Consider the following 14,775-nt stretch of genomic DNA (forward strand, 5'->3'; position numbering starts at 1 on the left):
AAAAAAGGCGACCCCTCACAGGGTCGCCTTTGTTTTGACTGCCGCTAAAACTTACTCGGACAGTTTGTACGCAATCACATAGTCACCCTGTTTGGTGCCCAACGATCCGTGACCGCCGGCAACAACGAGCACGTATTGCTTGCCGTCCTTGCCTGTATAGGTCATCGGTGTGGTTTGCGCGCCGGCTGGCAGGCGGCCTTCCCACAGTTGCTTGCCGTTTTTCACGTCGTAGGCGCGCAGGTACTGGTCGAGGGTGCCGCTCAGGAAGGCTACGCCACCGGCGGTGGTGAAGGTCCCGCCCAGGCTTGGGACGCCCATGCTCAGTGGGATTGGAACCGGTGAGCTGTCGCGCACGGTGCCGTTTTTGTGTTTCCAGATGATTTTGCTGGTGGTCAGGTCGACCGCTGTCACGTAACCCCAGGCCGGTGCCTGGCACGGCAGGCCCATTGGCGAGAGCAGGGGTTCGAGAATGACGCCGTATGGCGCGCCTTTGTTCGGCTGCACGCCTTCGGTTTCGCTTTTACGCGGGCCTTGGGCTGCGATTTCGGCAGCGGGGATCAGTTTCGATTTGAACGCCATGTAGTCCGGGTTCATGAAAGCAATCTGACGCACCGGGTCAACCGAGATACCACCCCAGTCGAACACACCGAAGTTGCCTGGATAAACGATCGAACCCTGCAGCGATGGCGGTGTGAATGGGCCGTCGTAGCGCATAGATTTGAATTCGATCCGGCAGATCAACTGGTCAAACGGGGTGACGCCCCACATGTCGCGTTCTTTCAGCGGCGGCGGCATCAGGTTCAGGTCGGATTTCGGTTGGGTCGGCGAGGTGTGATCACCTTCGACAGCGCCTTGTGGTACCGGCACTTCGTTGATCGGCACGATGGCCTTGCCGTTGCTGCGGTCCAGCACGTAGATGCTGCCTTGCTTGGTGGATGCGAGTACCGCCTGCTTCACGCCGTCTGCGGTTTTCAGGTCCATCAGGGTTGGCTGGCCGCCGACGTCCATGTCCCACAGGTCATGGTGGGTGAACTGGAAGTGCCAGCGCACTTTACCGGTGGTGATGTCCAGGGCAGTCAGGCCGGCGGCGTGCAATTCCGATTCAGGCGTGCGAGCGCCGCCGAACTGGTCCGGAGTCTGGTTGCCCATCGGCAGGTAGAGCATGCCGAGTTTTTCGTCGACCGCGAACATGGACCACATGTTCGGCGAGTTACGGGTATAGACCTTGCCTTCGGCAATCGGTGTGGTGTCGTCCGGGTTGCCGCTGTCCCAGTTCCACACCAGTTTGCCGGTGTGCACGTCGAACGCGCGGATCACGCCGCTTGGCTCGTCGGTGGAAACGTTGTCGGTAACGTGGCCGCCAATCACCACCAGGTCTTTGGTGACCGCCGGTGGCGAGGTGGAGTAGTAACCGCCGGCAGTAAAGCTGCCGATGTTGGCGCGCAGGTCGACCTGGCCTTTGTCGCCGAAGTCTTCGCACATCTTGCCGGTGTCGGCGTCCAGAGCGATCAGACGGGTGTCGGCGGTCGGCAGGAAGATCCGGCGTGGGCAGACGTTGCTGACCGGCGCCGGGCTGGCGCTGCCGGTCGGGCTTTGCTCGGAAGCGTAGGCGGCGTCATCGTGATACGTCACGCCACGGCAGGTCATGTGCGCCCAGCCCTTGAAGTTCGCCGCGTTCTGCGTGGAGAGCTTCGGATCGAAACGCCAGATTTCCTTGCCGGTGTCCGGGTCCAGCGCGATCACCTGGCTGTGCGGCGTGCAGACGTAGAGCATGCCGTTGGCTTTGAGCGGGGTGTTTTCGGCGGTGGTTTCGCCCGGGTCGTTCGGGCCGGGCAGGTCGCCGGTGCGGTAGGTCCAGGCAGGCACCAGTTTGCTGACGTTCTGCGGCGTGATCTGCGCCAGCGGCGAGTATCGATCGCCATGGGCGCTGCGGCCGTAGGAGTTCCAGTCGCCGTCCGGCATGGCCGGGGCGGTGTTGGTCATGCCCGGCACGCTATCGCGATTCAGTTCGCCTTTGATTTCACCGGGGTTGGTGAACAGGCTGGCCAGCGCGACAACGCCGGCAATCACCACGGCAGCGCTCAGCGCGCCAGTGCCGATCGGGTTGAACTCACCGCGATGCAACGGGCGGCGGACCCACGGCAGCAGCAGGACAATGCCCAGCGCAAAGAACAGCGCCAGACGCGGCACCAATTGCCACCAGTCGAGGCCGACTTCCCCCAGCGCCCAGGCGGTGCTGGCAAACAGCACCGCTGCGTACAGACCCAGCGCAGAGCGGCGCGCAGCGATCAGCAGGCCCCCGGTCAGCGCCAGGCCGATACCGGCCAGCAGGTAATACAGCGAGCCGCCGAGCATGCTCAGCTTGATCCCCCCGGCCAGCAAGGCCAGGCCCATTAGCAGAAGCACGATACCGAGCAGGCTCGGCAGTAGACGGCTTCGACTCAAAGCACCCTCAGTGCTCATAGTGTGGTTCTCCGTGACGTTTTAAGTAGTCCCGCGCAAGTTCACTGTAGATGACGATCTGGCGCGGGCGGGGTTCATTGGCAAAAGTGTTTGGATGCCGCAATCCCATAGGATTTGTAGGGTGTTGGTTAGAACGAAGACTGGATCTTGATCCCGCCAATCAGCGCGTCGTCGACCTTGTCCACGCCACCGGGGTGGCGGATGTATTGCAGGTTCGGGCGCACGGTCAGCCAGTTGGTGACGTGCACGCCGTAATAGAGCTCGCTGCTGTATTCGGTGTCTTGCGGTGGCAGGAACGACGGGTCGTCGAAGTCCTGGACGGCGCGGGCCTGATTGGTCGCCTCGGCGTTCTTGCGGTAGGCCGGGTTGACGTGGACACGGGCCAGCGCGAAGCCGATATCGTCTTTGGCGCGGGCATCGAACAAACCTTTGTAGACGACGCCGGCCTGGACGTAGTTGTCGATGGCGTTGGTCTTCTTGTCGTGCATCGTGGCGTTGGCGAACACACTCAGGCCGCGAGTGTTATCGCTGGCGCGGCTGGTCAGTTGCTGCTGAACTCCGAGCCACATGCCATGCTTGCTCGATGCGCTGCGGTAAGCCTCGCCGCTCAGGGCAGCCGGCTGGCCATTGCTGTCCTTATAGACGTCGCTGGCCTTGGCGCTGCTGTAGTAGTAACCGGCGCGGTATTCACCCGGCAGGCCGTTGAGCTTCGGGGTCCAGACCAGTTCTACCGGCAGGATCGCACCCTGCGTGCCGCTGCCGCTGAGCTTGAAACCGTTATCGCGATCCAGATTGGACGGGTTTTGCTCGTAAGCCCCGACTTGCGCGTAGAGCTGCGGCGTCAGGTGATATTTGACCCGCATCGCCCACTGGCTGACCGGCCAGTTGTACCAGATGCCGCCGACCCAGTTACCGACCTGGGAACCGCAGAACGCCAGGTTCTGGAAGTCGCAGGGGAAGCTGTTGAAGTCTTCGCCTTCGCCGAAGCGGCCGACCTTGATGTCGAGCTTCTGGTCGAAGAATTTCTGCTGATACCACATCTGCGTCAGGCGCCAGGTCTGGCCACGACCCCAGACTTCCTGGGCCGAAGTGAAACCGCCGACACGCGGATCGTTGATCCGGTCGTTGCTGATGTTGTTGCCGTTGCGTTCGGTGATGGTCAGCTGAAATTCAGCGTCGTCCCAGCCGAGAATTTTCTGCAAGTCCAGGTGGCTACCAAAAGCGAACTGATCGCTGTAGCGCGCAGTGCGATCGTGGTCGTAGCCGCCGTGCAGGTTGCTGCCCATTTCACCGGTGTAATCGACTTTGAAGTCGTAGCCTTTTTCCGAAAGTTCGGTGCGAGTGCCGTTCCAGTCACCGAGCATCCACGGCGAATCGCTATCGAAGGCTGGCGCGGCCTGGGTGCAAGTGGCGAGGCTCAATGCGGTGAATCCACCGATCAGGCTCAGGGCTTTTCGACTGGCCATAGGGGGTAAGACAGCGCTGTCTCGCAGAGTTTTAAAATCAGGCATAGAGAAGGAATTCTTGGTTTTTTTCTAAAGGGGTGAACTGAACGCAGCGGGAATGCAGCGGGGGGAGAAGCGTTTCAGCTGGACGGGCGTAAGGATAATGTTCTGTAACACATTGAGAAAGGGCTTTTACTGACATGGATCATTTCGGATTTGGTAACAGTCGGCTGCGACCGGTCGCCGCAGTGCCAGGTGCTGCCAAAAAAAGGCGGACTCAAGCGTCCGCCCCGCTATGTTTTAGTGGTGTTAATTCAACAGATAGACCGGGAAACATTCACACAAATGCATCACCCGTCGACGGACATTGTCCAGCAGCGCCGCATTGGTCGGTTGCTCAAGCACGTCGGCAATCAGGTTGGCCACTTCGGCGCATTCGGCTTCGCCGAAGCCTCGCGTGGTCAGGGCGGGTGTGCCAATGCGAATGCCGCTGGTGATCGCAGGTTTTTGCGGATCGTCGGGGATCGCGTTCTTGTTCAAGGTGATGTGGGCGCTCTCCAGCAACGCCTCGGCATCTTTTCCGGTGATGTTCTTCGCGCGCAGATCGAGCAGGAACATGTGGCAGTCGGTGCCACCTGACACCACCCGCAGGCCCCGTCGAGTAAGGATATTCGCCATGGTCCTGGCGTTGTCGATGACGCGTTGCTGATAGTGCTTGAACTCATCACCGAGGGCTTCGTTGAACGCTACGGCCTTGGCGGCGATGACGTGCACCAGAGGTCCACCCTGATAGACCGGGAATATCGTCTTGTCTAGCAACGCCGCATGTTCGCGTTTAGCCAGAATCAGACCGCCCCGTGGGCCGCGCAGCGTTTTATGAGTGGTCGAGGTGACGAAGTCGGCAATGCCAACCGGCGAGGGATACAGGCCGGCTGCGATGAGTCCGGCGTAGTGCGCCATGTCGACCATCAGGTACGCCCCGATTTCATCGCAGATATTGCGAAAACGCTGGAAGTCGATGGTCCTGGAATATGCCGAGGCACCGGCAATGATCATTTTCGGCCGGTGTTCCCGGGCCAGGGCTTCCATCTCGGCGTAGTCGAGGGTTTCGCTGTGTTTTTCCAGGCCGTAAGAGTACGCGTTGTAGAACTTGCCGGAGAAGTTTACCGAGGCTCCATGGGTCAAGTGGCCGCCATCGGCCAGGGACATTCCCAGAATCGTGTCGCCAGGGTTGAGCACAGCGAGAAACACGGCCTGATTGACCTGGGAACCGGAGTGCGGCTGGACGTTGGCATATTCGCTGCCAAACAGCTTGCAGGCACGTTCGATGGCGAGGCTTTCAATCTCGTCGACCACTTTACAGCCGCCGTAATAGCGCTTGCCTGGGTAGCCTTCGGCGTACTTATTGGTCAGCACCGAACCTTGGGCTTCCAGCACTTCTTCGCTGACGTAGTTTTCCGAGGCGATCAGTTCCAGGTGGGTTTCCTGGCGGTTGCGTTCGCGGCCGATCAGGCGCGCGAGGGTAGGGTCTAAATTCTTCAGGCTCATGGAGTTTTCCTTTCAATAAGTGCTTCGGCCAAGGGGGCTGGTGCGTGATGCGGCAACAGCCCTCGCTGGCCGTTACCGCGCGCATGTCCTTGAGACTATTGCGCCGCCGACCTCGATGAAGTCGTAACGAGCGGTCATGGTCGGCTGCCCTCGGCGACGGTGCTGGCTTTGCTTTCCCGGGTGTAAGTCAGTACGAAATGTGCCACGAGCCCGAAAATCAGCCCCCAGAATGCAGCGGCCAGCCCCAGGAAACTCATGCCCGAAGCGGTGACCAGGAAGGTGATCAGCGCCGCTTCACGTTGTTTCTCGTCAGCCATGGCGCCGGTCAGCCCGGCGCTGATCGCCCCGAACAGGGCCAGGCCGGCGAGCGAGGCGATCAGCTCTTTGGGCAAGGCAGAAAACACCGAAGCCAGGGTCGCGCCGAAGATGCCCATCAGAATGTAGAACACCCCGCAGGCGATCCCGGCGATGTAGCGCTTGTCGCGATCCTCATGGGCTTCGCGGCCGGTGCAGATAGCGGCGGTGATGGCCGCCAGGTTTAAGCCATGGGAGCCGAATGGCGCCATCAAAATGGAACCGATGGCCGTGACCGAAATGATCGAGCGCGCGGGGGTGTTGTAGCCCGAGGTGCGCAACACCGCCATGCCCGGCACGTACTGCCCGGTCAGTGTGACGAGGGCCAGCGGCAGGCCGACATTGATGATCGCGTGCCAGCTCCACTGCGGGGCGATAAAGATCGGATGGGCGACATCGATGGTGATCGAACCTGTGTTGAGTTCACCGAACGAGGCGGCCACGGCGCAGCCGACAATCAATACCGACAGGATGGCGTAGCGCGGTGAAAAGCGTTTGAAGATCAGGTACGCCGCGATCATTGACAGCACCAGGCTCGGCTGCAGTTTGATCGAGGTGAAGAGTTCGGCACCGAAACGAAACAGGATGCCGGCGAGCATGGCGGCGGCGATGGCTTTTGGCAGGCGACTCATCAGTTTGTCGAACGCACCGGACAGGCCGACCACCGCGATAATCACCGAAGCCACCACATAGGCGCCGATGGCCTCGGGCAGGGAGACCGTGGGCAGCATCGACACCAGCAACGCCGCGCCCGGTGTCGACCAAGCCGTAATCACTGGAATCCGCAAACGCCAGCTCAATAACAGACCGGTAATGCCGCTGCCGATGGAAATCGCCCAGATCCAGGACGACACTTGATCATTGGGCAGGTGCGCCTCCCGGGCCGCCTGAAACACGATGATCAGCGGGCCGGCATAGGAAATGATCACGGCGATGAAGCCTGCAATGACCGCTGACAGGGATAGATCCTTTCTGAGTGTGTCCATGATGTCTCGACTTGGCGTGGCGGGCACGCGGTGATTCAGAATTGAGATTGAGTCGATTGCTTCGATTCGAGATGAGTGTATTTGAATGGATTGAGTTGACTCAATAGGTTGAGATGCTGTTACGAGATGTTTTTTTGTTATCAGCGTTTGCTTGTTAGATTTATTGTGTATAAGTAATTGATTAATAATAAAATAATTCTGTTTAGAAATATTTTTGGTGAAGCGTGTTTCTCGAATCAATCGGCGCATCAATCGACTCAATTTATTGATTGAGTCGATTGATTAATTGCCTAACCTCCCTGTGATATGCTCGGGCATTCATCATTTCTACGATGGGTAGTGATCATTCATGTGGGTTCCTCAGCTAAGCGAGTTCAGCCAGCCGATGTATTTGTCGATTGCCGACGCGTTGGCGCGCGATATCAGCAACGGCGTGTTGAACGAAGGTGATCGTCTGCCGACCCTGCGTGAGCTGGCCACCACGCTGAATGTCACGCCCGGTACCATCAGCCGTGCCTATAGCGAAGCCCATCGGCGGCGTCTGGTGCAGGGGGAAGTGGGGCGTGGCACTTATGTGTGCTCAACCAGAAGCAGTTGGAACTGCCGGCCAGCAACAGTGCCGTCTCGCTGAATCTGGGACAGTCTGAATTACTGGATCTTTCGATCATCAAGCCCTACAGCGAAACCCTGGAATACTGGTTGCGCGGAGCATTGGTGGGCATGGCCAAAAGCACGGATTTTGTCCATACCCTCGATTACGCACCCGATGGCGGTCATCCGGCTCATCGCGAGGCGGGCGCGCAATGGCTGCGCCATTCGTTGCCCGATGCACAATGGCAGCAAGTGGTGATCACCGCCGGCGCACAGCATGGTTTGATGGTCGCGATGAGTGCGCTGACCAACGCCGGTGATCTGGTGCTCTGCGAGGCGCTGTGCTACCCCGGCATCATTTCCCTTGCCCATGGGCTGGAACGACGTCTGCGTGGCGTGCCAATGGACGATGAAGGGATCATTCCCGAAGCGCTACGCGAACTGTGCCAGCGCGAGAAACCGGCGATGCTGGTCTGCGTGGCGACCTGTCAGAACCCGACGGCCGCGATCATGTCGCAAAAACGTCGGGCGCAAATCGCGGCGTTGGCCGAGGAGTTCGACTTCATCATTCTGGACGATGACATCTACGGTTTTCTGGCCACCGACCCGTCGATCAAACCGCTGTCGGCGTTTGCCCCGGATCGTTCGGTGTACCTGACCAGTCTGTCGAAATCGGTCATGCCGGCCTTGCGGATTGGCTATCTCTATAGCCCGCCGAAACTGCTGTCGCGCCTGACCTCCATGGTACGCAGCAGCGTCTGGATGCCGTCGCCATTGACCGCTCAGTTGGCCAGCAATGTGATCACGGAGGGGCTGGATAAAAAGCTGATCCGTATTCAGCGCAACGAAGCCGCCGGGCGGCAGGCGATCGCTCAGGAAATCTTCGCCAATTTCGAGCTCAAGACCCAGCCGTATTCCTATCACGTCTGGTTGACGTTGCCCGAACCCTGGACCAGTGACGAATTCACCATGCTGGCCCGTGCCAACGGTGTGCTGGTCCTCAGTGGTACCCAGTTCCAGGCCGAACGTAGCGGCGTTACCCGCTGCGTGCGATTGGTGTTGATGTCGCCCACCAGCCAGGACGAATTGAGGTTTGCCCTGACCAAGCTGGCCAGTCTGATCGATTCGGACCCGCGTCGTTATTACTGAGCCCAGGCAGTATCTCCTGACGTTTGCCCCTCAAATGATGGCCAACTCGCCTACAGTTAATTCAGCCTCTGACGAATGCCTCTGTCCGGAGCCCTTCCACCGGACGAAAGCCTCCGCTAAGGTGCGCGGCTTCTCATCCTTTCATCGCTCGAAGGCCCGGCATGACCGAACAGAACACCAACCCCCTGCACGGCGTGACGCTGGAGCAAATCCTCAACGCCCTGGTTGAGCACTACGAATGGTCAGGGCTGGCCGAGCGTATCGATATCCGCTGCTTCAAGAGCGACCCGAGCATCAAGTCGAGCCTGACATTCCTGCGCAAAACCCCGTGGGCGCGGGAGAAGGTCGAACGCTTGTACGTGAAGCTGATGCGCACCAAGCGCCCGGTCTGAGCATGGTCATACCCTCGACCGCGAGGCGTCGTTGTGTTGCCGTGGCGGCAATTTTGGGCTGGGCGGGCTTGAGCATTCAGATGTACCTGATTCTCTATGCCCGCTGGAGTATCGCGGCCAGTCTGCTGGGTGGGCTGGTGAGTTTTTTCAGCTTTTTCACTGTGCTGACCAATACGCTGGTGGCGGTGGTGCTGACCTGTGAACTGACGTCCCGCGAATCCGCTGCGCGCCGCTGGTTTTTACAGCCGTGGGTGAGCAGTGCAATTGTGGTGAGCATCGCCGTGGTCGGTTTGGCGTACAACCTGTTGCTGCGTCATTTATGGCATCCCGAAGGCTGGCAATGGCTGGCCGACGAGCTGATGCATGACGTCATGCCGCTGCTGTTCCTGGTTTATTGGTGGTGCTGCGTGCCCAAAGGTACGTTGCGGTTGCGGCACATTGCGTTGTGGGTGATCTATCCGCTGGTGTACTTCGGTTATGCGTTATGGCGCGGGCATCTGCTGGCGGTTTATCCCTATCCGTTCATTGATGTCGACAAGTTGGGTTATCCACAGGTGTTTGTGAATGCCGGGGGATTGTTGGCGGGTTTTGTGCTGGTTGCGTTGCTGGTGATCGGGCTGGATCGGTGGCGCACGGATCGCAAGTGAACTCTGACTGTGACGAGGGAGCTTTTGTGGCGAGGGGGCTTGCCCCCGTTCGGCTGCGAAGCAGTCGCAAAATCAGCAAATACACCGTGCCGGTTAAAACTCCGTTGCAGGTTTTAGCGCCGCTGCGCGACGCAACGGGGGCAAGCCCCCTCGCCACAGAAAGCATGCACAGCGTTTATTCCTCGTCACTGTCATCCAGTCGCCAGTAGCCGACGGCTTTCACGAATTGCTCATCCAGCCCGTGCTCATCGAGCAATACCCGGCGGATCTGTCGCGACACTTTGCTCTCGGTCGCGACCCAGGCGTATAGGCTGCCGGTCGGCACCTTGACCTGACGCACGGTGGTCAGCAGGTTGTTTTTGCCTCCCTCACGCAGCACCCAGATCACATCGACCTGCGCGGCACTTTCCAGGCGTTGTTGTTCGGCGCCGTTCTCCACTTCCACGATCACCAGCGCACGCCGGTTGGCCGCCAGGCCTTCGAGCCGGCGGGCGATGGCGGGCAGGGCGGTTTCGTCTCCGATCAGCAGGTAGCTGTCGAAGATGTCCGGCACGATCATCGAGCCCCGTGGCCCGCCGATTTGCAGGAACTGGCCCGGTTTGGCCTGCTCGGCCCAGGTCGAGGCAGGGCCGTCGCCATGCAACACGAAGTCGATGTCCAGCTCCAGGGTGTCCAGATCGTAACGGCGCGGGGTGTAGTCGCGCATGGCTGGCAGCGGCCCGTTGTCCTTGTTGGCACCGAGGACCAGGTTTTCCAGCGCCGCCTGTTCCGCCGCGTTTTGCGGGAACAGCAGTTTTACATGGTCATCCGTCCCGAGGCTGATGAAGCCTGCCAGCTCAGGGCCACCCAGGGTAATCCTGCGCATGCGCGGGGTCAGGTCGACCACCCGCAGCACTTGCAGGCGACGGCGTTTGAGCTCATGCATGACGCGGTGAATGGATTGGGATTGGGGGGATTGCAGGATCATGTCACTCATTCGGCTTTCTCCTGAACAGGTTGAACGGCGGGGCCATCGACGATGGCCTTGGCGGTGTTGTTGAGCAGGTCGCGCACCCGCAGGATTTCTTCTGGGCTCCAGCGTCCATGGTGCATCTGCAAGGCATGGCGCAGGTTGTGCACCGCTTCGTGAATTTCGGCGGGACGGTCATGGCCGCGCAACGAACGCTTGCTGACTTCGATACGCATGCGCACGCCGTCCAGGGCAATCGCTTGTTCACTTAAAGACAGACGTCCGGCGTCGGTGATGCTGTAGCGTTTTTTTCCGCCTTCGGCGTCGCCCAGGATCATTTCGCTTTCTTCAAGGAAGGTCAGGGTCGGGTAGATCACACCGGGGCTGGGGCTATAAGCGCCGTCGAACATGCTTTCGATCTGGCGGATAAGGTCGTAGCCATGGCACGGCTGCTCGGCGATCAGTGCCAGCAGCAGCAATTTCAGGTCGCCGGGGGCGAATACCCGTGGGCCGCGCCCACCACGTTCGCGGCCAGGGCCGGGGCGTTTCTCGAAGCCGTCGCGGCCATCGCCGTGTTCGCGGTGGGGGGAATGATGGTCTCTCATTTTTGCGTTCTCTCGTCATGTTTAGATATAACGTAAGATATATCTTAATGTCAGGGCAAGCGCTTCAGACCAACGGCACCTCTGTGCCGGGACGAAAAAAACCATTGGACGAGGGAAAAAACACAAAGGAATTCACATTCACATACCTGTTAATTACAGAGAATTAGTGTTAACTCTCTAATACGTGGACATTAGCCTTTAATTTCAGGGAGTGTGGTACTTGTCTTACGGAAGTTGCACGGTGTTGAATAAGTAAGGCAGGTCGTGTTTTGCATGATTTGTAGTCCGTCTCTTACAGTCACTGTTTGATTATTTCAATATGTCGGGTTTTTTCACGCGGCTGCCATGTCCATTTGGCTACACGCTCATCAGAAGTTGCCTGCTTACTTCCAGGAGAGATTGCTTGATGATCTTCCGGCATTGAAAGTTCAACAAAGCCTCTGACGGTTATGTGGCCGATCAGAGGTTTTCTGACTTCAATGAGCCAATCCTTAGATAAAAAGACAGGTATTAGATGATGTTCAAGAAAATTGCGATGACTGCTCCACTGGCCATTCTGGCACTCAGTTCCTCTGTGGCTTTTGCTGCAGGGGAAGCACAGCATTCCATCAGTCTGATCGCCACCGTTCCGGAAAACGGTTTCTACGTGACACCTGTCGATCCGGACCTGGTCAACAAGGATCAGGACATGAGCCCGCGCACAGGCTCCAATACCCTGACTCCTTTGGTCGGTTATTTCGATGTACGCAACAACAACGGTTCGGTTCACGCCAGTGTGGAAGGGACGCCGCGGCTCTACGGTGGGGCCAATACGATTGATCTGGTCGTCGCGTTCAATGACGTTGTACTCACCAATACACCGCAGATGGTTGTCGGTGAACAAGAGTCCGATGTGAATTATCGCGCGCCAATCCGCATCAGCGCGGTGGGTGCGAACCACCCTGCAGGCGATTACACCGGCGCTGTCGCCGTCGTTTACGATGCCGTTCCTCCTACCATCACTCCATGAGTGTCGACAAAGCAGTAAACGCTTACTTGTTTAAGTAACGTAACCGGTTGGCAAACACGCTTGTTTGTCGGCCGGGCTTTAATCTATTGGTAATCAGAGTACGTGTTCATGTTCCCGATGACACCCATCGCGGCTGCGCTTGCGTTGCTGCTTTGTAGCAGTGCCTTTGCAGCGCCCGCTACTGTTGCTAATACGCCGAGAAATTTGTTGTCTCAGGCCAAAGGTTTGCCGGCGGACTTTGAAGAGCACTTCTTTGATGTTCCGCTGGCAGTAAGGGTGGAACTTGATCAGCAGCCGCTTGGCGAGGCCATGATTGTATTGTCTCGTGATGACCGTATTACCCTACTTGAATTCACCGATACCAGTGAAAGTAATATCAGTGCCGTTGAACGTGACAGTTGGGCCACTTATCTTAAATCCGGTGTGAGCCTTGGGGCTTGCACGGGGACGTGCCCGGAGCAAATGCAGGCCATTCACTACAACCTGCAAAATTCACTGGTGTCGATCGGTACTGAAAATGCCGAACGCGACACTGAGGCCAAGCGTTACTACGACCAGCCCGAGGGTGGCAGCAGTGGTCTGATCGTGCGCAATCAGCTCAACCTCAATGGTGGGCAGGAACAGGATCTGGGCGGCCGTTTTGGCCTGGAAGCCAGTGGCAGCCTGGGCAATTGGAGTCAGACATTCAACATGCAGCTGGCCCGTCTCGGTGGGCCCGATGACAAGCTTTATCACGCCATACATGAACTCCATACCCAGCGTGAATTGCAAGGCAGTTTTTTTCGCCTGGGCTTCTTTACCCCCAATTCCGAAGGCCTGACCCGGCAGCCGCGCACTTTCGGCACCAGCCCCGATACTGCGGTGGGCATGATGTTCGGCAGTTCCGACAGCCTGGCGATCGACACCCCGAAACCGAGCGTCTATCCGATCTATGTCACTGCCAACCGGCAGGCCTCGGTGGAAATTTTCCGCGACGGTTTGCTGATCAATACCCAATCGGTGCCGGCCGGCTTGCAAACCCTCGACACCCGGCCGTTGCCCGGTGGCATTTACGAAGTGGAAGTACGCCTGATCGAAGACGGTCAAATCACCTCGACGACCCAGGAGCTGGTGTACAAGCCGAACAATTGGCGCAACTTCGATGAGCGTTGGCGCTACAACCTGTTTGCCGGGCAGGAACGCAAACTGTTCAGCAACTGGGATCAACAGACCAGTGGTGATGCCACGGCGGGCGCGTCGATCAACTACCTGCTGCACCCCAGGGCCATTCTCGGACTGTCGTTGCGTCAGGTACGCGAAAAACTGCAATACGGCAGCTCCATCGACTGGACCCTGGCCAACAGTTTCAGCGTTTACGCCAACGTGTATCAGACCGAAGACCACGGCACCGGGGTCGATCTGCAAGGCTTGTACAACTATGGCTCTGGCAGCCTGGTGGTCAGCCATAACCGCAGCTGGCTCGACACCACTTACACCTATGACACCCTGCCCGACGGCACCCGGGTGCGCCAACAAAATGTGTTCACCGGCCAGACCAGCAATTCATCCCTGGCGCTGAGCCACCGCATCAGTCGCAAAAGCTCGGTCAACGCGCGGGTGTCCCACAGCGAAGGCAATGTCGAAGGCGTTGGCGTGGACCTGGGATGGACGCAGCGCGGCGAGCTGTTTGGCAGCGATGCCAGTTGGCGCCTGTCACTGTTCGATCGTCCCGGTAGCTACAGCAGCGGCAATGATCGTAATCGCGGCGTCGACCTGAGCGTCAACGTCGCGCTGGGGACACCGGGACAACAAATATCCGGCAGCATCGGTTCGCGCACGGCGCGCGACGGCAGCCGTGACAACAACGCCTCCCTGGGTTACCGCAAAGACCTGCAGGACCACATATTGCAGAGCGTTTCGGTGACGGCACTCACCGATACCTATGGCGTCGGCGTGTCGAGCCTGGCGAACTTTAGTACCGACACGATGCGGGGCGACGGGTTTGTGCAGCGCTCGTCCTACAACGGCAACTTTACCGGTGGCCTGAACCTGGACAGCACGGTTGCCATCGGCGCCCAGCAGATGGTGATGACCAGCCAGCCCCAGGGGCGGGGCGCCGGGATGATCGTCGATGTCGAGTCCGATATCGACGGCATCGCCTTACGCGCCGACGACCTCAGCGGCGGCAGCGCCGCCTTGCGACCGGGGCGCAACTTCATCCCCATCACCGCCTACAAGAACAGCTCGGTGAGCTTCGATTTCGAAGGCAATCACGTTCCGGCGGCGACCATCGAGCCGGCGCGCACCCGCTATCACCTGAACAAGGGCGGGGTCGAGTACCGCAAGGTGCGCGTGATGAAAACCCTGACCGTGCTCGGTCGCCTGCTTGACCCACAAGGTCGGCCGCTCAAGGGCCATCACGTGATCAACCACGCCAGCCGCGGGGTGAGTGAAGTGGACGGGTTCTTCTCCATGGAAATGAACGCCGGCTCGCCGACCCTGCAAGTGCGTTACGCCGATCAGTTGCTGTGCCAGTTCCGACTCGATACCGGCAAGTACCGCAGTGAAAACGACGTGCTGATGATCGGTGACCTGCGCTGCAGCCCGGACACCTTGGCGGACGCAACGTTTGCGCCTGAAACAGCGGGCTGATGCCGC

Annotated in this window: 10 protein-coding genes and 1 pseudogene; 5 read left to right on the forward strand and 6 right to left on the reverse strand. The window is 59.0% G+C overall.

The annotated features are described in order from the left end of the window. Positions 1–51: 51 nt before the first annotated feature. From ACZ9BB_RS01225 to ACZ9BB_RS01240, 4 genes are all read right to left on the reverse strand, one after another. Positions 52–2,463 (reverse strand): glucose/quinate/shikimate family membrane-bound PQQ-dependent dehydrogenase, encoded by a 2,412-nt coding sequence (locus tag ACZ9BB_RS01225; RefSeq protein ID WP_476212197.1) that lies wholly within the window; start codon positions 2,461–2,463, stop codon positions 52–54. A 128-nt stretch (positions 2,464–2,591) separates the two neighbouring features. Next, positions 2,592–3,974: a carbohydrate porin gene (locus tag ACZ9BB_RS01230; protein ID WP_476212198.1), complete on the reverse strand. Its 1,383-nt coding sequence runs from the start codon at positions 3,972–3,974 to the stop codon at positions 2,592–2,594. 243 nt (positions 3,975–4,217) lie between these two features. Continuing rightward, positions 4,218–5,456 carry a serine hydroxymethyltransferase gene (gene glyA / locus ACZ9BB_RS01235; RefSeq protein WP_476212199.1) on the reverse strand — a complete coding sequence of 413 codons (1,239 nt, stop codon included), beginning with the start codon at positions 5,454–5,456 and terminating at the stop codon, positions 4,218–4,220. A 134-nt stretch (positions 5,457–5,590) separates the two neighbouring features. Continuing rightward, positions 5,591–6,796 (reverse strand): benzoate/H(+) symporter BenE family transporter, encoded by a 1,206-nt coding sequence (locus tag ACZ9BB_RS01240; protein ID WP_476212200.1) that lies wholly within the window; start codon positions 6,794–6,796, stop codon positions 5,591–5,593. A 349-nt stretch (positions 6,797–7,145) separates the two neighbouring features. Here ACZ9BB_RS01240 and ACZ9BB_RS01245 point away from each other — a divergent pair. From ACZ9BB_RS01245 to ACZ9BB_RS01255, 3 genes and pseudogenes are all read left to right on the forward strand, one after another. Next, positions 7,146–8,536: pseudogene (locus ACZ9BB_RS01245) on the forward strand (aminotransferase-like domain-containing protein). A 161-nt stretch (positions 8,537–8,697) separates the two neighbouring features. Further along, the gene (locus ACZ9BB_RS01250; RefSeq protein WP_007941719.1) at positions 8,698–8,928 is read left to right on the forward strand and encodes a VF530 family protein; all 231 of its coding nucleotides are present in this window, start codon (positions 8,698–8,700) and stop codon (positions 8,926–8,928) included. A 2-nt stretch (positions 8,929–8,930) separates the two neighbouring features. Beyond that, positions 8,931–9,575: a Pr6Pr family membrane protein gene (locus ACZ9BB_RS01255; RefSeq protein WP_476212201.1), complete on the forward strand. Its 645-nt coding sequence runs from the start codon at positions 8,931–8,933 to the stop codon at positions 9,573–9,575. 175 nt (positions 9,576–9,750) lie between these two features. Here the strand turns inward: ACZ9BB_RS01255 and ACZ9BB_RS01260 are convergent, their stop codons facing one another. Beyond that, positions 9,751–10,551 (reverse strand): siderophore-interacting protein, encoded by an 801-nt coding sequence (locus ACZ9BB_RS01260; RefSeq protein ID WP_476212202.1) that lies wholly within the window; start codon positions 10,549–10,551, stop codon positions 9,751–9,753. Continuing rightward, complete coding sequence (locus ACZ9BB_RS01265; RefSeq protein ID WP_008010671.1) at positions 10,548–11,129, reverse strand: PadR family transcriptional regulator; 582 nt, start codon at positions 11,127–11,129, stop codon at positions 10,548–10,550. Before ACZ9BB_RS01265 ends, ACZ9BB_RS01260 begins: the two co-directional genes overlap by 4 nt. A 514-nt stretch (positions 11,130–11,643) precedes the next feature. Between ACZ9BB_RS01265 and ACZ9BB_RS01270 the strand changes: the two genes are divergently transcribed. Together ACZ9BB_RS01270 and ACZ9BB_RS01275 are read left to right on the forward strand one after the other, a co-directional pair. Further along, on the forward strand, positions 11,644–12,138 hold the full coding sequence (locus tag ACZ9BB_RS01270; protein ID WP_476212203.1) for a CS1 type fimbrial major subunit: 495 nt from the start codon (positions 11,644–11,646) through the stop codon (positions 12,136–12,138). A 108-nt stretch (positions 12,139–12,246) separates the two neighbouring features. Further along, complete coding sequence (locus tag ACZ9BB_RS01275; protein ID WP_476212204.1) at positions 12,247–14,769, forward strand: CS1-pili formation C-terminal domain-containing protein; 2,523 nt, start codon at positions 12,247–12,249, stop codon at positions 14,767–14,769. Positions 14,770–14,775 lie beyond the last annotated feature (6 nt).

The organism is Pseudomonas sp. TE3552 (assembly GCF_056278945.1).